Consider the following 20,282-nt stretch of genomic DNA (forward strand, 5'->3'; position numbering starts at 1 on the left):
CTCACCCTCGGATGCGGGAATATCTCGCGTATCGGTCTGGGAACGACCTCGCCGAGGCGGCCTTGACGGACGGGTTCGCATGTGCAGGATCCTCCGACGAGGTGTCTGTTGGGAGGCCCGCAGGAGAGCCCGGCAGATGTGTCAAGCAACTTTCCATATCTCCGAAACGTGTAAAAAAATCGCCGATTCTTTTACACGTTTCTCTGCTCAGAGAGTGTGCCCCTCACCGAGGCGGCGCTCACGTCCGCGCCGACAGCAGGGTCGCCAGGGTGAGCAGCCCCGCCATGGCCACCGCCATCATCGGGTACCCGCCGAGCACCCCGGCCAACGCGGGGCCGGCGACCGGCGCGAGCGCCGTGCCTGCGGTGATCGGGGCGACGAAGACGCCGTTGACGGCCCCGAAATTCTTCGTTCCCCACCGGTCGGACACCGCCGTGGCCTGCAGCAATGTCATGCAGCCGCGCACGCCGCCGCCAAGCATGGCAATGCCGATGAGCAGCCAGATCGGGCTGGGAACCAGGGCGAGCAACCACAGTCCGACCGCGCCCGAGGCGAAGAGGATGACTGTCCGCGCCCGTGTCGACGAGTGCCGTTCCAGGCTCGGGTAGCCAAACCGTCCGGCCACCTGACCGAAGCCGACGAGGCCGAGGGCGATGGCCGCCAGACTGTACTCGGCACCGCGTTCAATGATGAGCGGGATGATGTTGATCGTCACCGCGAAGAGGGTGAACGTCGCGATCGCGACGGCGATCTGCAGGGTGATGAAACGCGGGTGACGAGTGACTTGGCGCAGCTCGGCCCGGCTCGGCTTCACCGTGGATGCGGCCGCCTCGTCGGTCCAGGTGCGGTTGAGGAAGAACAGGTGCATCGGCAGCGCGAGGACGGCGAGCAATCCGGCGAGCACACAGTAGGTTCCCCGCCAACCGAGGCTGTCGATGAGCCAGGCGATGATCGGGGCGAAGACCGTCGAGGCGAGCCCGCCGACGAGCGTGATCGTCGTCAGGGGCTTCGTCCGCTCCGCCCCGTACCAGCGGGTGATGACAGCGAAAGCCGGCGGGTAGAGCGTCGCTGCCTGCGCGAACCCGGCGAGGATCCAGGCGGCAAAGAACACCACGAGGTTCGGCGCGACCGCGACGAGTCCGAGTGCGACAACTCCGATGGCCGTACCCGCACCCATGATCAGCTGCGGACCGTGCCGGTCGAGGAGGCGCCCGACGCTGGGTCCCATGAGCGCTGAGACGATGAGTCCGACGGTCAGCGCCGCCGTCACCGTCGTGTGGCTCCACCCCATATCGTCAGAGATCGGGGTGACCGCCACCGGCAGGGAGTAGTAGAGCAGACCCCAGCACACGAGTTCGGCGACGCAGAGAGCGGCCAGTCCCCCGCGGGGTTTATCGGTCATCATCGAGGCCCTCGCCGAGGCGGTGCTCCGTTCCCACGCCACGACCTGTTCCTTCGCCGAGGTGACCCGAGGTCTCCCCCTCGGCCGCGGTCCGCAGCCGGTTCAGAGCCGTCTCCCACGGGATGCGTTCCTGTTCGAGCCGGACGCCTCCTTCGGCGCGGATCCGTTCGAGGGCACGTGCTTCGGTGCCGGTGAGATGCGCGAAAGTGCCGATGCTCGGCTTCGGTTCCGGTACCCAGAGATCCTGGTGCGCGAGCAGAGTTGCTTCGTCCATGAGCACGGATTCGACCTCCGGCAGGTGGCTGCGCAGGCGGTTGAGGATCGCGAAACCATGGGAGTCGAGGTCGCCCCAATAGATCACGCGCGCACCGGCGATCCAGTCCAATCGAGCGACCCCGTCGACGGCATAGCCGGAGCCGTGTACGGCCACGGCACCCGGCCAATCCGGCATGGCGAGCACGGATTCGAGGTTCTCGAAGACGAAGACCAGCCTCGGCGATATGGGCAGTCGACCGAATTGGGAGATCGGAGCGGTCACATCGTCGAGGTACACGGCTGGAGCGCTGTTCGAAGCACGGTCGCCAGTGGCTGCGGAATCCGCAGCGGCGGTCAGGGTCCCGTCGAGGATACGCAGCCGCAGTCGCGGTTCGGCGTCGAGGACGGTCACCACATCGGCGTGGCCGATCCCTCCCAGCAGGGCGGTGACGAGGCTGCGGTAGGTCTCGAACCATTTCGAGTCCACCCCGCGGATGGGCAACTGTCTGGGTCGCAGCGATCCGAGCGGATGGGTGCACAGCCAGTCGACGACATCGATGACAGTAACGAACGCAGCGTCGGACAAGGAGAGGATCCGTTTCGACTGGGAACGTATCGCTGCGGCAAGGGAGTCCCCGTCCGAGCTGACCTCCGCGTCCGCGTCGCGAGTCGCCGCGATGTTGTTCGATTCGGACCCGAGTCGCTGCCGGATGCTGACGGCACGGTCTTGCAGTCTCCGCCAGTCTCGAGCGGTGTCGCCGCCGACGAAAGCGGCCACTGCATCAGGGGTCATCAGTCGCAGTCGGACCGGAACGCGTTGACTGCCGACGCGGACCCAGCTGCGTTCTTCCCAATCGACCTCGAGCTCTGCAGGTGCGCCCGCGGCTGTCGCCCCCGCAAGCTCCCGGACCGCCCGCCAACTGCCGGCCCAGTCGGCGGCAGCAGCCTGATCGGAGAGCACCTGCTTCTCCGTCGGTGGTTTGAGGGCGATCTCAACACGCACCTCACCTGTTGCCTCCGCCGCCCACGAGGCCATGGACGAACTCAGGCGAGCACGTGCCTTCGTCCGAGCCTCGGCGACGGAGAGCATCGTCATCGGGCGTCCGACTCCTCGAACTCAAGCTCGACTTCACCGGCCACACGGATGCTGTCGGAGCCGGCCGCCTTCTCAGACCCATCTGCCCCACCGGCACCGTCCGATCCCTCAGCTTCCGTGGCCGCTCCGGCGCCGCTCGATTCTTCGCCAGCGCCAGCGACTGACTCCGACTCCGATACTGACTCCGAGACCGACTCAGCTCCAGCCCCGTCCAGCTCCGTCTCGTCCCACACCATCGTCGAGGTCAGGGTCTTCTGCCGACTCGGATTCTCGATCGAGGTCGCCGCTCCCACATAGGGTTCGATCGTCTGCAGCAGCTTCTGCGGAGTCGCCAGCACCATGTGGAAGCCGAACTCGATGAAGATGTCCAAGGCCATACGCGTATACCGCGTATCCGCTTTGTCGAAGGCCTCGTCGAGGATGATCGTGCCGTACTTCGAGATCGCCTCATCCGGGTCGGCGAGCTGATAGCGCAGCGCTGCCGCCAGGCAGAAGATCACGAGCTTCTGCTGCTGACCACCGGACATCGCCGCACCCGAATCGTAGGTGGCATGTGCACGACCATGGTCGTCGATCTCCTCGGCGAGGAAGCTCACGTGCAGGCGTGTGTCCAGGCACTGAGTCTTCCAGACCTTGTCGACGTGCTCGCTGGATGAGAATCGGCGCATCACCTCGGCGAGGGTGTCGTACTTCCTCTCCGCAGTCTCCATATCGTCCTCACCCCAGCTGCCGCTCGCCACGAGGCGGAGATCGGCGATGAAGGCGTTGACGGTCTCGGACCGCCGGGTCTTGACCTTCAGCCGCAGGTACCGGTCCTCGTCGAACTGCGACCGCAGAAGGGACGAATTGATCGGCGCGACCCGATCCTCGATCTCACGCGGGGCGGCATGGATCTCGTTGAGGAGTTCGCCGATGAGATCCCGGGACCGCTGCTGCAGCAGATCCCGGAAACGGTTCTCATGATCGGGCAAGCCGTGCGCGAGGATCTCATCGAGCATCGACAGGTAGGCGCGCCGATCATCGACTTCCGCCGTGAGCTGGGACGATACCGATGGCCATGCGGCCTTGAACTCGGCAGCCAACCGTGTCACGGACTGCCCCGACCGACTTGCATCGGCTTGCGCCCGGTCCTTCTCCTCCTGCAACACCTGCGAGACCTGCTGGCCCACCTCGGCGAGGTTCTCCCGCTTGATGCTGCGTTGGATCTTCCGGAACCGTTCGTCCAATTGTTCGCCGAGGTGGCCCTCGACTTCCGCCACCCGACCTGAGTTGACGTCGTCCTCGATCCGGGTCAGGTTCGAGCGCAGACCCGTCGATTCCTCGTTCGCCCGGCGAAGGGCATAGTCGGCTTCGTTCTTCGCTGTCTCGGCCGCGTCCTTGACCGCCTTGGCTTCGCGTTCGGCGCTGATCGCCTGCTGCAGGTCGCCGTCGGTATCTTCGAGTTCGGCCAGCTGCCGCTCGAGAGTCGCGACCTTCTCGGCCGCTCCGTCTCGGTCGACGTCGCGCCAGGACTGTTCGCGAATACCGGCGAGGATGCCGCGGCGACGGTGGGCCTGTGCGGTTTCGGCGTCAGCAGCCGCGACCACCTGTTCGGCCGCGGCCAGTTCCGACTGAGCCTCCTTGAGGGATTCGACGAGGGCTTCGAGTTTCGCTTCGCGGTCGCCGAGGACCCATTGGCTGCGATCGTCGATGGCCCGCCGGTCGTCCTTCTCGTACCGGGTGCGTGAGGTCTTGACCTGGCCCTTGACGGTGACGGCGCGCGGATGGTCGTCGAGTTCGTCCGGGTGGTCGACACAGGCGAAGTCGAAGCGTTCGGACAAGGTGGTCCGGACCCAGTCGCCGAAGCCGGTGTCGCTGACATTCACCTTGTTGACCAGCGACTTCTCACTGCCCACGGGGCGGGGGCTCGGCACTGAGCGCGGGATCTCCTCGAAGACGAGGCGTCCGCGGATGCGGTGGGAATCCACCCAGGTGCGCACGGCTGAGAGGTTCTCAGAACGGACGAGGACGGTCAGAGCCATGGGCCGCAACACCCTCTCGATGGCACCCGTCCACCGGGCCTCGTCGGGGTCGACTTCGATGAGTTCGGCCGCGAACGGCAGCGCCTTCTCGCTCAGTCCGGTGCCGGCGGCGAGCTCGGACCTGATCGTCATGAGGTTGTTCGGCACGGTCGATCCGGACCGCCGAAGGGATTCGATCTCCCCTTCGAGTTCGCGGACCTTCGCCCGCGCCTGAGAGAACCGGTCGTGATCGGCATGGCTGGGTCCGGCGACCTGCGTGTCGTCGTCGAGGCTGGAGGCGATCTGGGCCTGCAGTTCGGCGAACTCGGCGGCCGTGGTCGGGGCATGCTCGATGCCGGCCTGCTCAAGCTGGCGAGCCAGCCCAGACCAACGTTCGGCGATGGCGCGGCGTTCGGTTTCGGCGGTGTCGATGCGCTGCTGAAGGTGTTCGGCCTCGGAACCACCGAGTTCCAAAGTGGCCCGTCGGGCCAAGTCGTATTCGTCGACTGCGGCGTCGAAGTCACGTTTGGCGCGGTCGGCGGTGACTTCGAGTTCGACGATCTGCCTGGTCAGCGCCGAAAGGTCGGCGCGGAGGATATCGAGCTCGCGCCGCTTTTGGTACGGCAGCAGAGCTTCGCTGAGCGCGATCGACTTCGCGGCGATGTCGTTGGCAGTCTCGAAACGGGAGGCGGCTTCGCGCAGCTGCAGCAGATGATCGCGCTGTTTGCGCAGTTCGACGACATGGTCATGAGCGTCCTTGAGGTCACCGAACTGTGCGACGGCAGTCTCGGCGAGGTCGAAGGTCACCGGACTTTCGAGCATATGGTCTCGGAAGAGCCGGTCGAGGCTGTCCAGGCTCTTCGCCGACTGTGTTTTATGCAGCAGCTGGAGTGCGGACTCGTCGGCCATGCCGAAGGTTTTGCGCATCCGTGCATAGAACCTCCCGTGGTGGCCGTTCGAGGTGACCACCGCATCAGGATGGTCGGCCTTGAGTTTGCGGGTCTCGAGTCCGGAGCGCGCATAGTGCTGCAGGTCGGAGAGGTCGAGGTCCGCGCGCTCGAGGACACAAGCGTCGGAGAGGTCCGTCGTTTTCGTGCCCGAACCCTTGATGAAGAAGAGTCGGGCCAACGACAGGGGCTTGTCGCTGCCGTTGTCGTAGCGGAGGATGATTCCGCTCCAGGTGGCGCGCGGACGCAGATACTTGCTGACCACCCGGTCCTCTTCGGAATCCGCGGTGCGAGTCCAGGCCCCGCGGACGTAGCTGACGAGGCTGCGCTGGTCGAGGCGAGCGCCCGCGGTCTGAGCGGCGACGTTGAAGCGCAGCCACTTGTCCGGGGTGAGGACTGCGGCGATTCCGTCGAGGAGGGAGGACTTGCCCGAGCCCGAGGGCCCGGTGATGAGGTGGCCCTTGTGGGAGACGGGGATGCGGTGGATGTCGGCGTCGAAGGTGCCCCAGTTCGCGATCTGGATCTCGCTCAGGCGCCACTGACTGCCGACGTCGGGCCGGTTCGCTCCGCGAGCACGCGCCTGGTCGGCGACGAACGCGGCATCGAGCGGGAAGAGTGCCTCGGTCACGCGTCGTCCTCCTCGGTGTCGGCGTCGATGTCGCTATCGGCATCGGATGCGTCGGTGACGGTATTGTCGACGACCGCCTCGGCGATGGAGTCCCCGCCGTCATCAGACTTGCCGTCATAGATCTCACCGGTATCGGTCTCACCAGCGGCGATGCGTTCGTAGACGGCGATGAGCTCGCGCACGCGATCCTCGTCGATGAGGAACTTCACCATGGGAGAGATCTCGAAGCGGTCTTCACCGGCTTTGTGGAGCACACGCAGTCGGTTGCTCATCCGCGACCACGCGCCGTTGAGATTGCGCTGGAAGGTCGATTCGTCCCCTGTGCGGTAGATCGCGAGTCGTTCATAGACCTCTTCGCGATCGACGATGACGCGCTTCTCCCCCGGCGCGGCCAACAGCAGCTGCCGGAGCACCAGCAGCATAGCGGTGTCGAGGAAGGTGAGTCGTTCGCTGCGCACCGCGGCGGGCGCGTCGATCTCGTCGGTGACGATCTTGCGGGTGAATGCGAATTCGTCGACCCGGTCGATGACGAGGTCGAGGAACAGATCGTGCAGGCGCGAACGGACGAGGCCCTCGTCCGCGACGAGGGCTGCCCACAACTGCGGGGCCTGCGTCCCGGACACATACGGGCCTTTGAGCAGTTCGAGCAGCACTCGGCGAGTGCGCTCTCCCAGCGTTCCGGTGTCACCGGACCACAGACCGCTGGGGTTGTGGCTGAGGTCGTCCGCGGAGTCGGCGGATTCCATCGCCGAGGCGACCCCCACCTCGGCGGGGGCTGTGTCGTTGTCGTGGTGGGTGGGGCTCATAGGGTGATGCCTTCGGTGAAGTAGTGGCGGCGGATCGCGGCGGTGCGGACGATGCCGTCGATACCGGCCCAGGTGAGGATTTCGCGGTTGCCGACATCGACGTGGCCATAGGTGCTGGCCAGGGACAACAGGCCGACGACGCTGGCCAGTCCCTGTGTGGCGGGGAAGGTTTCGAGCACCTCCGCGACGGAGGCTTCGTGGGCGGAAGTGACGACGGAGTTGATGTTCTCGGTGAGTTCGGCGAAGTCGATTTCGGATTCGCGGGCGACTGCGATGAGTTCGGCGAAGTCGATCTCGGAGTCCGTGGCCTCGCCGAGTTCCGCTCCGGCGTCGAACTCCTCGGGGTCGTGGAGGATGACCTCGCCGACGCTGCCGAGTGAGACGCTGGAGAGTTCGAGGTCGATGCCGATCTCGTCGTAGGGTTTGAGCTCCTGCGACACGGGCGCGGCCGCGGCGAGACCCTCCTGGAGGAGAGTGCGCATGACGCGGTCGCGTTGGAATTCGTGGGAGTGGACGTAGCGGCGCAGGCCACGGGCGAACTCGGTGAGGATGTCCGAAACCTCGTGAGACCCGTCCTTCATCTGGCGCATCAGGGTGCGCAGGGAACGGCGGGTGGCCAGAGAGAGGGTGGCGGAGAAGTCCCGGTCGAGGATGGCGGCGATGTCGTCGTCGAAGGCCGCGGACTGTTCGGGGTCGCGGACGAGGGCGGAGAACGCCGAGAACGTCCGACCTTCGTCAGAGGACTCGATGAGGTCGACGCCGCGGAACACTTCGTCGAGTACTTGGGACTGGGAGTCCTCGGCGGCGAGGATCGAGACCCGCAGTTCCTGATTGAGTTCTTCGAAGCGGGCGCGCACGCGGGCGAAGTCGGCGGGCAGTCCCTGCGCCTGCTGGAGGATGTCGGAGACGCGTTCGTTGGCTCGCCGCCTGTCGAGGACGACGGAGCGCGGATCGCCGCGGCGGACCCGGGCGATCTCGGCGTCGATGCGGTCGCGTTCGGCGCTCAAGGAGGCGAGGCGGCGAGAGCTGTCCGGGTCGGTGTCGATGGCCAGCTGTCGCACGGATTGGGCGAGGCTGACCAGCCGGGATTCGGTGGCGGTCTGTGGTGGGGTGCGCAGCTGCTCGAGCATGCGGATGGCATCGAAGCCGGCGGCGGAGAGCTCGTAGGTTTCGCCTCTGGCGGCGGTGGCGGGACGGCGGACGAGGATTTCGGCGCGACGCCAGTCATCGCAGTAGGCCTTCGCTGTCCGCAGCGAGAGGTCGAAGTGGTCGCGCAGCTCCTCGAGGTCGGCATCGATGCCTTCGTGCAGATCCTCGGTGTTCATCCTGGTGCCGGGCTTGCCGAGATGAGCGTCGAGGGTTCCGGCCATGACAGCGAGGTTGTCGGCCCGGAGCATGCGCAGGGTGGCATTCGATTCGAGCAGTCGCCGGTAGGCGAGCGCGGATGACAGGGCGGACATAGGAACTATTCTCTGCGCCTAGGCGGGTGCGCGCCAATTCGCGAGTCGGGTGAGGTCAACGGCTGTCTCTCCTCCCTCCGAAGGTGTCAGGGTCAACAGGTCGGTCCTTCTTGGGCATCTTGGCCACGACAAGACAATAGGACTCGAGCACGAGGTCGTGGAGAAGATCGGGATCGAGACGATCGCCGGCAGTTGCGGCGCCGGGTTCGCCGCCGTCATCGCTTCCCTCCCCGGCCACGGTGATCCAGTGCTTCTTGTTCATGTGATAGCCGGGTGAGATCTCCGCATAGGCGTCGCGCAGCACCTCACCGTCGAGGGGATCGATCTTGAGGTTGAGACTCGGAACTCCCCGCAGCTCGTATGCCATCATGAACATCTTTCCGCGCACTTTGTACACGGCATTGTCCGGCCCGAACGGGTGGTCGAGCTCGACCGAGGGGTACTGCATGGCTTGGTCGTTGGCCAAGCGGAGCACGGTGGCGGGGTCCATGCGTGGAGACTAGCAAAGGCCACTGACGTAGGAACTGACGTTAGACTCGAATCATGCCTGAGACCTCACTCCACACCGCCCCTCACCTGCTCTTGGTCGCTCTCGGCGGGACCATCGCGTCGACCGCCAATGCCGCAGGTGGGGTTGCTCCAGCACTCAGTGGGGCAGAGATCGCTGCGGCCGCGGGTCTCGATCAGGTCTGGCCGGATCTGCAGGCTGATTTCACTCAGGTTGCTCAGGTTTCGAGCGCGAATGTCACCCTCGAGATGCTCTTCGACGTCGTCGAACTCGCCCGCTCATCCGCGGCCGATGGAATCGTCCTCACCCAAGGCACCGACACTCTTGAAGAGTCCGCGTTCGGGCTCTGGCTGCTCAATGACTCGAGCACTCACATCGCTGTCACCGGGGCCATGCGCAATCCGACCCTGCCCGGAGCCGACGGGCCGGCAAATGTCCGGGCCGCCGCGCTCACTGCCCTGTCCGACCAGGTCAGAAACCTGCCTGCGTCCCTTGTGTTCAATGACGAGGTCCACGATCCGAGGTTCGCAACGAAGTCGCACACGACCTCGACGGCCGCGTTCTCCTCCGGGCCCATCCTCGGCGCGATCGGATGGCTGAGCGAAGACGATCTCCATCTCCCGCACGCACCCCAGCCTCCGAAATCACCGTTCGCCGGACTTCCCCGTCCGTCTCAACTGAGCAAGGTCGCCCTCGCCGAGGTGGGGATGGGCGAACCGGAAGAGACCCTTGATCTCATCGACGGGTCCGGGTTCGCCGGAGCCGTGATCTCCGGAGTCGGCGGCGGTCACGTCCCCGAGGATCTGATGCCCGCCGTGGCCCGACTGGCCGAGAGGATGCCCGTGGTGCTGGCCTCACGTACCGGTTCGGGTGCGAGCCTGCACCGTACCTACGGCTATCCGGGCGGCGAGATCGGCCTACTCGAAGCGGGACTCGTGCCCGCTGGCATCCTCGATGCCCGCAAGGCCCGCATCGTGCTCAACCTGGCGCTGAGCTTCGGCCTTGACCCCGCCGAGGTGTTTGGTCAATTCAACTGAGCGTCACACCGGCCTGGTCGACCCCCGCACCACGAGTTCCGGGGTGAACTGGCGGTCGTGATGTTCATCCGAGGCCAATGCGTTCTCCTGCAGGAGCGCCTCCACCGCCGTGCGTCCGAGCAGTTCCGCCGGCTGCCGCACGGAAGTCAAGGGCACGATCGTTGAGAACGCATAGTCGATATCGTCGTAGCCGACGATCGCGATGTCCTCGGGGATCCGCAGATCGCTGAACATGATGACTGCCTGCATGAATCCGACCGCCAACAGATCGTTGGCGCAGAAGACCGCGTCGGGCCGCTGATCGTCGGTCAGCGCGACGACCTTCTCCCCCGCGTCCCGTCCGGCGAGGATGGTGAGTTCGGCGGTGTCGAAGACCGGCAACTCGAGTCCTGCTTGACCGGCTCGTTCTCGCGCTCCGGTCAAACGGTCGGCGACCTGTGGCAGCGACTGCTGTCCGCCGATGAACGCTGGTCTCGTGCAGCCACCGGCGATGATGTGGTCGAGTGCCAACCGCCCTCCGGCGATATTGTCCACGGTCACTGACGACAGGGCGTAGCCGTTCGAGTCACGGTCGACGAGCATGACGGGCGTGCCTCTGGACGCAATCGATTCGAGCCCGGACAGGTCTGAGCCAGTCGGGGTGACGAGCAGACCGTTCACTCTCTGTTCGGCGAAGAGGTCGACATATTTCGATTCCCGGGCCTCATCGGTCCCCGAGTCTCCGATGAGCAGTGACAGTCCTGCCTCGTCGCAGGCTTGTCTGGCCCCGTGCGCAACAGACGCGAAGAACGGGTTCGCGGTGTCGAGGACGACGAGGCCCAAACTGCTGCTGTGCCCAGATCGCAGCTGCCTGGCCGCGGCATTGCGAACGAAACCAAGCTCCTCGATCGCGGCGTTGACCTTCGCCGCCGTCGCCTCGGCGACCTTCGACGAACCGTTGACGACATGGGAGACCGTGCCGACCGAGACTCCTGCGCGGTCGGCGACTTCGCGCATGCTCACTTTCGCCATGAGTCTCCCTCTGTCATCCGTTGTACTTACGTCACCTGCGCTGTGCCGTCCGTTATCCGCTCCGCGGCACTCCGCAATTTCGCGGGCAGGCATGTCTCATTGTGCCTGACGCACCGTAATTCCGGCCGCCGCTCCCACCCCAGCTTCCACAACCGCCAACGGCCGTCTTGATGTGACCCGAACGACATGCTAGTGTTCCGAGCAACAATATTGAAACGTTTCAATCACTTCATCTCACCCGGCGGATTCGCGAAGTCGCGATCACCGAGCCATCCTGGAGGAACCTATGAAGGACACAACGACGTCGTCCAAATGGAAGGCCACGGTCGCCGTGGCTATGTCGAACTACATCGAAGCCGGTTCGATCATCGCGATCGCCACGAGCATCAGCCTGTGGCAGACGGAATTCGGCCTCGACAGCATGGCCGTCGGCCTGCTCAGTGCACTGAGTGCCAACGCCTTCGGTGCTGCGATCGGTGCAGCCATCGGCGGTCCGCTCTGTGACCGCTACGGCCGGAAGTTCATCTACACCTACGACCTGCTCCTGTACATGTTCGGCACGCTGTTCGCGATCTTCGCGTTCAACTTCGCCTCGCTGCTCATCGGCTTCGTCCTCACAGGCATCGCCGTCGGTGCCGGTGTCACCGCCGCATGGACCTATATCGCCGAGGAAGCCCCCGACGGCCGTAGGGCCGGCCATGTCGGTGTGGCCCAGCTGGCCTGGTCGATCGGGCCGATGATCGGCTTCCTCCTTGCCGCCCTGCTCGAACCGATGGGTCTGCTCGGCTCCCGCATCATCTTCGCCCACCTCTTCGTCATCGCCTTCATCACCTGGTGGGTCCGCCGCGGACTGAGCGAATCGCGTCGCTGGACGAAGAAGCAGGCCAACCCGAACACCGTGGGCACCTACCGCGGAATCTTCGAGATGTTCACCAAGAAGAAGAACATCACAGCACTCCTCTTCCTCATCGGCGTCTACGGCCTGTGGAACACGGTGGCCGGTCAGGCCGGAATCTTCCAGCCCCGCATCTACGAGGCCACCGGACTCACCGACGCCCGCTCCCAATACCTGCTGCAGGTCCTCGTCTGGGGTCTGACCAGCGCCGCAACCTTCTTCGGCTTCATGCGCTACGGCGACAAGGTCTCCCGCCGCTGGCTCTACGGCTTCGGCGCCGGACTCGGCGCCATCGCCTGGGCCGTGCTCATCTGGGGACCGGCCGGTTGGTTCTCCCTCCTCGTCTTCGCCATCGGCTGGGGCATCTCGTCCGGACTGGGCGCTCAGGCCTTCTACGGGCTGTGGGCGGCCGAGCTCTTCGCCACCCGCTACCGTGCCTCAGCACAGGGCTTCATGTTCATGATCGTGCGCGTCATGGTCGGCGTCCTGTCCCTGTGGTTCCCTCTCATGCTCGAGAAGACCGGCATCCACGGCGTCGGATTCCTCATCGTCGGACTCCTCGTCGCCGCCCTGCTCATCGGCATGATCTGGGCCCCGAACACCCAGAACAAGACCCTAGAAGAGATCGAGATCGAACGCTACGGCCGACTCCTCGATGCCGATCACGCCACCGAGGTGGCCGCGGGCAATATCCACACCGACGGAACCGCAACATCCGGTTCGACCGATTCCACCGCAGTCAGGGAACGCTGAGATGGAGCGGGTGTGTTTCCGCATGCAGGTCGATCCTGCCCGCCTCGATGAGTACGTCGCGGCACACCGGGCCGTATGGCCGGACATGCTCGAGGCTCTCGAATCCACCGGTTGGCGCAACTACTCCCTGTTCGCGGATCCGACCGGCATGGTCATCGGCTATCTCGAAACGGACGACTACGAGGCCGCGCAGAAGGGGATGGAGCTGACGGAGATCAACGCTGCTTGGCAGCAGTCGATGTCTCCGTACTTCGCTGCCGGCGGGTCGTTCGACGCAGGACCGGAACGAATCCGCGAGATCTTCCACCTCGAGGACCAACTCGCTGCGGCCCGGGCCGAAGTTCACCCCGAGTGACCACTGCATCGGATCCAGCGACTCGCTGATTCTTCAGTCCCACAATGCACCCAGCACCACCGCAACATTAAGGAATACCAACTCTCATGAGCACTCGCCCCACCTTCTCCGACATCACCGATAAGCTCGCCGCGCAGGAGATCGAACTGCCCTCCTGGGCGTTCGGCAACTCCGGCACCCGCTTCAAGGTCTTCGGCACCCCGGGCACTCCGCGGGACCCGTTCGAGAAGATCGCCGATGCTGCAAAGGTCCACGAACTCACCGGACTCGCTCCACAGGTGGCCCTGCACATTCCGTGGGACCTCTGCGATTTCGATGAGCTGGCTGCCCACGCTGCCGGACTCGGAGTCCGTTTGGGCACGGTCAACTCGAACACATTCCAGGACGACGACTATAAATTCGGTGCCCTCACCCACGAGGACGAGGCTATCCGCGCCAAGGCCATCGACGCTCATCTCGAATGCATCGACGTCATGGATCGCACTGGATCACGGGACCTCAAGATCTGGTTGGCCGAAGGTTCGAACTACCCTGGCCAAGCGGACATGCGGGGTCGGCAAGATCGACTCCACGAGTCACTTTCCCAGATCTACGACCGCCTCGGCGAGGAACAGAGGATGGTGCTTGAATACAAGTTCTTCGAGCCCTCGTTCTACCACACGGACGTCCCCGACTGGGGCACTAGCTACACCCAGGTCGCAGCCCTGGGCGACAAGGCGCTGGTCTGCCTCGACACCGGCCACCACGCTCCGGGCACGAACATCGAATTCATCGTCATGCAGCTGCTGCGCCTGGGCAAGCTCGGCTCGTTCGACTTCAATTCCCGCTTCTACGCCGATGACGACCTCATGGTCGGTGCCGCCGACCCGTTCCAGCTCTTCCGAATCATCCACGAAGTGATTCGCGGAGGCGGCCTCAACAGTCCCGATATCGCGTTCATGCTCGACCAGTGCCACAACGTGGAGAACAAGATCGAAGGACAGATCCGATCGGTGCTCAATGTCCAGGAAATGACCGCCCGAGCCCTCCTCATCGACACAGAGGCGCTCACCGAGGCTCAGCGGGCCGGCGATGTCATCACCGCCAACGCCATCTTCATGGATGCGTTCTACACCGATGTTCGCAGCGACCTCGCTGATTGGCGCGTCTCCCGCGGACTGCCGGCCGACCCCATCCGCGCCTTCCGCGAATCCGGCTACCAGGAGCAGATCGCAGCCGACCGCGTCGGCGGCACCCAAGCCGGCTGGGGCGCCTGAGCTCGGCGACAGTGGGCGTCCCGACATCGCGGCACCCACTGTCTCGACCCACCTCGCTGCATCACGCACTTCGACACCCGCACCATCCTTTTCGAGGAGAACCATGACCCATCCGACCGTCAACGAACTCATCACCCGCTCGAACTCGCTCGGCGCCGATCGTCGCAATACGAACTTTGCCGGTGGCAACACCTCCGCCAAAGGCACCGACATCGACCCGGTGACCGGCGAAGACGTCGAACTCATGTGGGTCAAAGGCTCCGGCGGAGACCTCGGAACGCTGACTCCCGAAGGTCTCGCGGTCCTCCGCCTCGACCGGCTGCGAGCGATGGAGAACACCTATCCCGGTGTCGACCGCGAAGACGAGATGGTCGCGGCCTTCGACTACACCCTGCACGGCAAGGGCGGTGCCGCACCCTCGATCGACACCGCCATGCACGGGCTCGTCGACGCCGCCCACGTCGACCATCTCCACCCGGATTCGGGCATCGCCATCGCCACTGCGGCAGACGGTGAGGAACTGGCCACAAGGATCTTCGGCGACAAGGTCGTCTGGGTGCCGTGGCGCCGTCCCGGTTTCCAACTCGGCCTCGATATCGCCGCGATCAAGGCGGAGAACCCGCAGGCCATCGGCACCATCCTCGGTGGTCACGGGATCACGGCCTGGGGAGCCACCTCGGCGGAATCCGAAGCCAACTCACGGTGGATCATCGACACCGCGGCCGCTTATATCGCCGAACACGGCCGCCCCGAACCTTTCGGCGCAGAGCGCACGGACTTCGCCGCTCTGCCTGCCGATGAGCGTCAGGCCAAGGCCGCGGCCCTGGCTCCGCACCTGCGTGGTCTCGCCTCTGCGGACAGGACGATGGTCGGGCACTTCACCGATGAACCGGCGGTGCTCGAATTCCTCGCCGGGGAGAAGCTCAACGCTCTGGCCGAACTCGGCACGAGCTGCCCGGACCATTTCCTCCGCACCAAGGTGAAGCCGCTGGTCATCGATCTGCCGGCGGCCACCTCGGTGGAAGAGACCATCGCCGCACTCCCGGCACTGCACGAGGCCTACCGAGCCGATTATGCGGCCTATTACGACCGCCACGCCGATGCCGATTCACCTGCGATGCGCGGGGCGGATCCGGCGATCATCCTCGTTCCGGGGGTGGGCATGTTCTCCTATGGTGCGGACAAGCAGACAGCGCGGGTGGCCGGCGAGTTCTACGTCAATGCCATCAACGTCATGCGCGGAGCCGAAGCGCTGTCGACCTACGCTCCCATCAGCGAGGCGGAGAAGTTCCGCATCGAATACTGGGCTCTCGAGGAAGCCAAGCTGCAGCGGAGGCCTGCACCTAAGCCGCTGGCCGGTCGCATCGCGTTCGTCACTGGCGCCGCTTCGGGGATCGGCAAGGCGATCGCCACTCGCCTCGTCGCCGAGGGGGCCTGCGTCGTCATCGCCGATCTCGACCGGACCAAAGCGCAGGAGGTTGCGACCGAACTCGGGTCGACCGATGTCGCCATCGGCGTCGCAGCCGATGTCTCCGATGAGGCCGGAGTGCAGGCGGCCTTGAATGAGGCAGTCCTCGCCTTCGGCGGTCTCGATCTCATCGTCAACAATGCCGGGCTGTCCCTGTCGAAGTCGCTGTTCGACACGACCGAAGCCGATTGGGACCTCCAGCACAACGTGATGGCCAAGGGGTCGTTCCTCGTGTCGAAGAACGCCGCCCGGATCCTCGTCGACCAAGGGCTCGGCGGTGACATCGTCTACATCTCCTCGAAGAACTCCGTCTTCGCTGGACCGAACAATATCGCCTACTCGGCGACAAAAGCCGATCAAGCTCATCAGGTGCGTCTGCTCGCGGCTGAACTCGGCGAACACGGAATCCGTGTCAACGGCATCAACCCCGACGGCGTTGTGCGCGGTTCAGGAATCTTCGCCGGCGGTTGGGGTGCGCAGCGCGCGAAGACCTATGGGGTGGAGGAGAAGGACCTGGGCAAGTTCTATGCTCAGCGGACCATTCTCGGCCGCGAGGTCGTTCCGGAGAATGTGGCCAACGCCGTCTACGCGCTGTGCACTTCCGACTTCTCGCATACGACCGGCCTGCACGTACCCGTCGACGCCGGTGTCGCCGCGGCCTTCCTGCGCTGAGCCACGTGCGAACGGAGAAACACACGCAAATGGACACCACTGATTCCGCTGTCGGCCTCACTCTCGCCGCGGTCGATCTCGGCGCCACGAGCGGACGTGTCATCTTCGGCGGGGTCGCCGACGGTGTGCTGCGGATGAAACCCGTGGCACGGTTTGCGAATGTGCCGCAGTTCTTGGGCGAGAGCATGCACTGGAACATCCAGTCGCTGTTTGCCGAACTGAGTACGGGCCTCCGGGAAGCCATCCTCAGAAGTCCGGGACTCGTGAGCATCGGCATCGATTCGTGGGCCGTCGACTATGGGCTGCTCCGCGGCGGAGAACTGCTCGGGATTCCGCACCATTACCGGGACGGACGGAATCTGCGCGGTGTCGAAATCGTCCACGAACTCGTCGCCCCTGATGAGCTCTTCACCCACAACGGCCTCCAGCACCTCGACTTCAACACCGTGTTCCAGTTCGCGGTCGAAGCCGAATCCGGGTTCCTCAACCTCGCCGACGCGGCACTGCTCGTTCCCGATCTCATCGGATTCTGGCTGACCGGGCAGATGCGCACCGAACGCACGAACGCCTCGACGACCGGGCTTCTGTCGGTCCGCAACGGAGACTGGGACGCCGACCTCATGGAACGGCTCGGACTGCCGGCCGATCTTCTGCCCGCTCTCGTCTCTCCCGGTGAGAGCATCGGTGAACTCAGAGCACCGGTGGCTGAACGTCTCGGTGCGGTCGAACCGATCCAGGTCACGGCCGTGGGCAGCCATGACACCGCCTCGGCGGTGGTGGCCGTGCCGATGGAGGGGCAGAACTCTGCTTATATCTCCAGCGGAACCTGGTCCCTGGTCGGTCTCGAGATCGACGAACCGGTCGTGACCGAGGAGGCGCGCCGAGCGAACTTCACGAACGAAGGCGGAGTCGACGGAACGATCCGGTTCCTCAAGAACGTGTCCGGTCTGTGGCTGCTCAGCGAATCAATGCGCCAGTGGGAACACGACGCCACCGATGCTCAGCGCAGCTCGGACCTTGAGAGCCTGCTCGCCGAGGCGGCCGCAATCACGACGCCTGTGGCTGTGTTCGACCCGTCCGATGGACGTTTCACCCCACCCGGGGACATGCCCACCCGCATCCGCGACTGGTGCTGTGAGCACGGCATCGACCCTCCCCACACCCGCGCCGAGGTGGTCAGATCCATCCTCGAATCGCTTGCTGCCGCTTATGCTCAGACCATTGCAAAGGCCGAGAAGCTGACGGGACGGAGTGTGGAGACGATCCACATCGTCGGCGGCGGTTCGCAGAACACTCTGCTCTGCCAGCTCACCGCGAACCGCTCCGGCCGCAGAGTGCTCGCCGGTCCCGTCGAGGCGACGGCGATCGGCAATCTGCTCATCCAAGCGCGAGCGGTCGGTCAGGTCGATCCGACCAGCAGCTTGGACGAGCTGCGTCAGGTCGTGAGGAACTCGTTCTCCGTCACCGAATACCTGCCTGGCTGAACAGCGTTGCGATCCGCAAGGCAAGAAAGAGGCGGCGTCGGCCAGAACTGGCCGACGCCGCCTTTTCCATGCCTAAGATAAACGGTGTCAGGAGACGCAGTGCCTCTTCTTCAGAATCCTGTCAGCACCTCTGACAGATGCTCGACCTGCGGGTCAGCTGCGAAGCAGTCGCTGACGAGTTCTCGCCACTTGCTGTACGCCTCGGATTTCCGGAATCCGACGTTGTGGTCGTCGACCGAGTCCCATCGAATACTAAGGTGATAGATCCCGGCACGTTCGACTGAGCGTTTGAGAGTGAGCGTACGTGCCCCGGTTGCCCTCTGAAAGAGAGGCACGGCCTGCCGGACGCCGTCTTCGAACTCGGCTTCGCAGCCTTCCTTGATGGTGAAGACGGCTGATTCCTCGACCGATTCGGTTCCCGACGGCCCGCTGCTGTCGGTGGATTCACCGTCGATGCGTCCGTATTCGCCGGTCTCTGTCATTGTTCGAGTGGCATCAATCGAACCGTAGGTCCAGAAGATCCGCATCGGTTCCTCGTCCGACGCGTTCTCGAAGTGGTGAGGAATGTTTGCGGGCACGAAGGTCGTGTCGTAAGTAGAAAGTTCCGTCCGCTCTCCGTCGATGTCGACGACGGCAGTACCTTCGACGACCATGACGGATTCGGCGACATTATGGGTGTGGTGACCGATCTTCGAACCCGGGTCGAACTGCGTCGTACCGTTGAGAAAGCTCGCAGCCCCACGGCCATAGGTCACCAGCGGCACAGTGCGGGCACCGCCGCCCCGGTTCTTCTGCGGCAGCTCTGCAGGGCGCAAGATCTGTGTCGGCTGAGAAGTGATCCTTGCAGTCATACCGATTCCTTTCCGACCCAGAGGGTCTTCATGTTGACGAACTCGCGGATTCCGTAGCTCGATAGTTCGCGGCCATATCCCGAGCGTTTGATCCCTCCGAATGGAAGGCGGGGGTCCGAGGCCACCTGGCCATTGATGAATACAGCTCCGGCTTGGATCTTTCGAGCAATCGCAGTGGCATTTTCGACGTCACCGGAGAAGATCGTCGCGCCCAGACCGAATTCGGTGTCATTGGCCAGACGGACCGCTTCCTCGGTATCAGCGCAACGAGTCACCGAAGCGACCGGACCGAACGTCTCCTCACTGAACGCGGCACTGCCGGGTTCGACTCCATCGAGGATCGTCGGCGGGTAGAAGAACCCCGGGCCGTCGGGCAGCTCCCCGCCGATCAGGCAGGTCGCACCGGCGGCGATGGTCCGCTCCACCTGATTGTGGAGTTCGGTCCGCAGATTCTCTCTGGCCATCGGCCCGATCTGCGTATCGGGATCCCGCGGATCACCGACGATAAGGGCCTTGGCCCGTGTGGTGAACTTCTCGACGAACGCCTCGGCGATCGCTTCTTCGACGATGAAGCGTTTGGCGTTCACGCACGACTGTCCGGTCGTATTGAACCTCGATTTCACAGCCACGCGGGCTGCCTCGTCGATATCGGCATCGGCGAGGACGATGAAGGGATCAGAGCCGCCGAGTTCGAGAACCTGCTTCTTCAACACTCCGCCGGCCTGCGATGCCACGAGCGCACCGACCTCAGTCGAACCGGTTAGAGTCACAGCCGCGATCCTGGGATCCTCGATGATTCCGCGGACGTCGCTCGAGTCGACGATGATGGCACGGAACAAGCCTTCCGGAGTGCCTGCGGCGTCCATGATCTCCTGGATGAGCAGGGCACAGCCGGCGACGTTGTTCGCGTGCTTGAGGATGGCCGCATTGCCTGCCGCAAGGGCAGGGGCGGCGAATCGGAAGAACTGCCAGAACGGGTAGTTCCACGGCATGATCGCCAGCACGACTCCGAGCGGATCGAAGACGACTCCCGACGTCTCGGCGTCGGATTCGATCTCTTCGAAGTCGAGGAATCGGGCGGCATTGTCCGCGTAGTAATCAAGAGTCTTCGCGGACTTGAGGACTTCTGCCCGCGCCTCGGTGACGGGTTTGCCCATCTCCGTGGTGATGAGTTCGGCCGCCTCGTCGACGCGGTCCCGCAATTCCTGGGCGATGCGAGTAAGCAGTTGGGTACGTTCAGCGATCGGCTGCTCACCCCAACTCGCCTGGGCTCGCATTGCGGCGTCGAGGGCGTGGTCTACGTACTCCGCAGTGTGCAGGTCGATGGTGGTCAGCTCGTCCCCGGTAGCGGGGTTGATGGATGTCGGCACTGGCAGCTCCTTGTCAGAGGTGGAATTG

The 20,282-nt window shown here is 64.5% G+C and carries 15 protein-coding genes; 6 read left to right on the forward strand and 9 right to left on the reverse strand.

The annotated features are described in order from the left end of the window. Positions 1 to 238 precede the first annotated feature (238 nt). From AC239G_RS16855 to AC239G_RS16880, 6 genes are read right to left on the reverse strand one after another with little or no spacing between them, the layout of a single operon-like run. Complete coding sequence (locus AC239G_RS16855; RefSeq protein ID WP_487489349.1) at positions 239 to 1,402, reverse strand: MFS transporter; 1,164 nt, start codon at positions 1,400 to 1,402, stop codon at positions 239 to 241. After that, positions 1,392 to 2,753, reverse strand: coding sequence for a Wadjet anti-phage system protein JetD domain-containing protein (locus AC239G_RS16860; RefSeq protein WP_487489350.1), 1,362 nt, complete (start codon positions 2,751 to 2,753; stop codon positions 1,392 to 1,394). The genes AC239G_RS16855 and AC239G_RS16860 overlap by 11 nt, the downstream gene beginning before the upstream one ends. Next, positions 2,750 to 6,328 carry an ATP-binding protein gene (locus AC239G_RS16865; protein WP_487489351.1) on the reverse strand — a complete coding sequence of 1,193 codons (3,579 nt, stop codon included), beginning with the start codon at positions 6,326 to 6,328 and terminating at the stop codon, positions 2,750 to 2,752. The genes AC239G_RS16860 and AC239G_RS16865 overlap by 4 nt, the downstream gene beginning before the upstream one ends. Further along, positions 6,325 to 7,134 (reverse strand): DUF4194 domain-containing protein, encoded by an 810-nt coding sequence (locus AC239G_RS16870; RefSeq protein ID WP_487489352.1) that lies wholly within the window; start codon positions 7,132 to 7,134, stop codon positions 6,325 to 6,327. Before AC239G_RS16870 ends, AC239G_RS16865 begins: the two co-directional genes overlap by 4 nt. Beyond that, entirely contained in the window at positions 7,131 to 8,594 is a 1,464-nt protein-coding gene (locus AC239G_RS16875) for a DUF3375 domain-containing protein (RefSeq protein WP_487489353.1), read from the reverse strand. Before AC239G_RS16875 ends, AC239G_RS16870 begins: the two co-directional genes overlap by 4 nt. A gap of 55 nt (positions 8,595 to 8,649) precedes the next feature. Then, entirely contained in the window at positions 8,650 to 9,084 is a 435-nt protein-coding gene (locus AC239G_RS16880; RefSeq protein ID WP_139469119.1) for an MmcQ/YjbR family DNA-binding protein, read from the reverse strand. Positions 9,085 to 9,137: 53 nt separating this feature from the next. On the opposite strand from AC239G_RS16880, the gene AC239G_RS16885 reads away from it, so the two are divergent. Next, the gene (locus AC239G_RS16885) at positions 9,138 to 10,139 is read left to right on the forward strand and encodes an asparaginase (protein ID WP_487489354.1); all 1,002 of its coding nucleotides are present in this window, start codon (positions 9,138 to 9,140) and stop codon (positions 10,137 to 10,139) included. 3 nt (positions 10,140 to 10,142) lie between these two features. Here the strand turns inward: AC239G_RS16885 and AC239G_RS16890 are convergent, their stop codons facing one another. Then, the gene (locus AC239G_RS16890) at positions 10,143 to 11,150 is read right to left on the reverse strand and encodes a LacI family DNA-binding transcriptional regulator (protein WP_139469117.1); all 1,008 of its coding nucleotides are present in this window, start codon (positions 11,148 to 11,150) and stop codon (positions 10,143 to 10,145) included. 286 nt (positions 11,151 to 11,436) lie between these two features. On the opposite strand from AC239G_RS16890, the gene AC239G_RS16895 reads away from it, so the two are divergent. The 5 genes from AC239G_RS16895 (at position 11,437) to AC239G_RS16915 (ending at position 18,033) form a co-directional block, all read left to right on the forward strand. After that, positions 11,437 to 12,798 carry an MFS transporter gene (locus AC239G_RS16895; protein ID WP_180345636.1) on the forward strand — a complete coding sequence of 454 codons (1,362 nt, stop codon included), beginning with the start codon at positions 11,437 to 11,439 and terminating at the stop codon, positions 12,796 to 12,798. A 1-nt stretch (position 12,799) separates the two neighbouring features. Next, positions 12,800 to 13,153 (forward strand): L-rhamnose mutarotase, encoded by a 354-nt coding sequence (locus AC239G_RS16900; protein ID WP_482400852.1) that lies wholly within the window; start codon positions 12,800 to 12,802, stop codon positions 13,151 to 13,153. A gap of 86 nt (positions 13,154 to 13,239) precedes the next feature. Beyond that, positions 13,240 to 14,409: an L-rhamnose isomerase gene (gene rhaI, locus AC239G_RS16905; protein ID WP_487489355.1), complete on the forward strand. Its 1,170-nt coding sequence runs from the start codon at positions 13,240 to 13,242 to the stop codon at positions 14,407 to 14,409. 103 nt (positions 14,410 to 14,512) lie between these two features. Continuing rightward, a complete protein-coding gene (locus AC239G_RS16910) occupies positions 14,513 to 16,549 on the forward strand; it encodes a bifunctional aldolase/short-chain dehydrogenase (RefSeq protein WP_139469114.1) in 2,037 nt (678 codons plus the stop codon). Between the two features lie 29 nt (positions 16,550 to 16,578). Next, positions 16,579 to 18,033, forward strand: a complete 1,455-nt coding sequence (locus AC239G_RS16915; RefSeq protein ID WP_487489356.1) for a rhamnulokinase — start codon at positions 16,579 to 16,581, stop codon at positions 18,031 to 18,033. A gap of 110 nt (positions 18,034 to 18,143) precedes the next feature. Here AC239G_RS16915 and AC239G_RS16920 read toward each other — a convergent pair whose 3' ends face one another. Further along, on the reverse strand, positions 18,144 to 18,884 hold the full coding sequence (locus AC239G_RS16920; protein ID WP_487489357.1) for a cupin domain-containing protein: 741 nt from the start codon (positions 18,882 to 18,884) through the stop codon (positions 18,144 to 18,146). Further along, positions 18,881 to 20,254, reverse strand: a complete 1,374-nt coding sequence (locus tag AC239G_RS16925) for an NAD-dependent succinate-semialdehyde dehydrogenase (RefSeq protein ID WP_487489358.1) — start codon at positions 20,252 to 20,254, stop codon at positions 18,881 to 18,883. The genes AC239G_RS16920 and AC239G_RS16925 overlap by 4 nt, the downstream gene beginning before the upstream one ends. Between the last annotated feature and the right edge of the window lie 28 nt (positions 20,255 to 20,282).

The organism is Brevibacterium sp. Lmc1 (genome assembly GCF_057654315.1).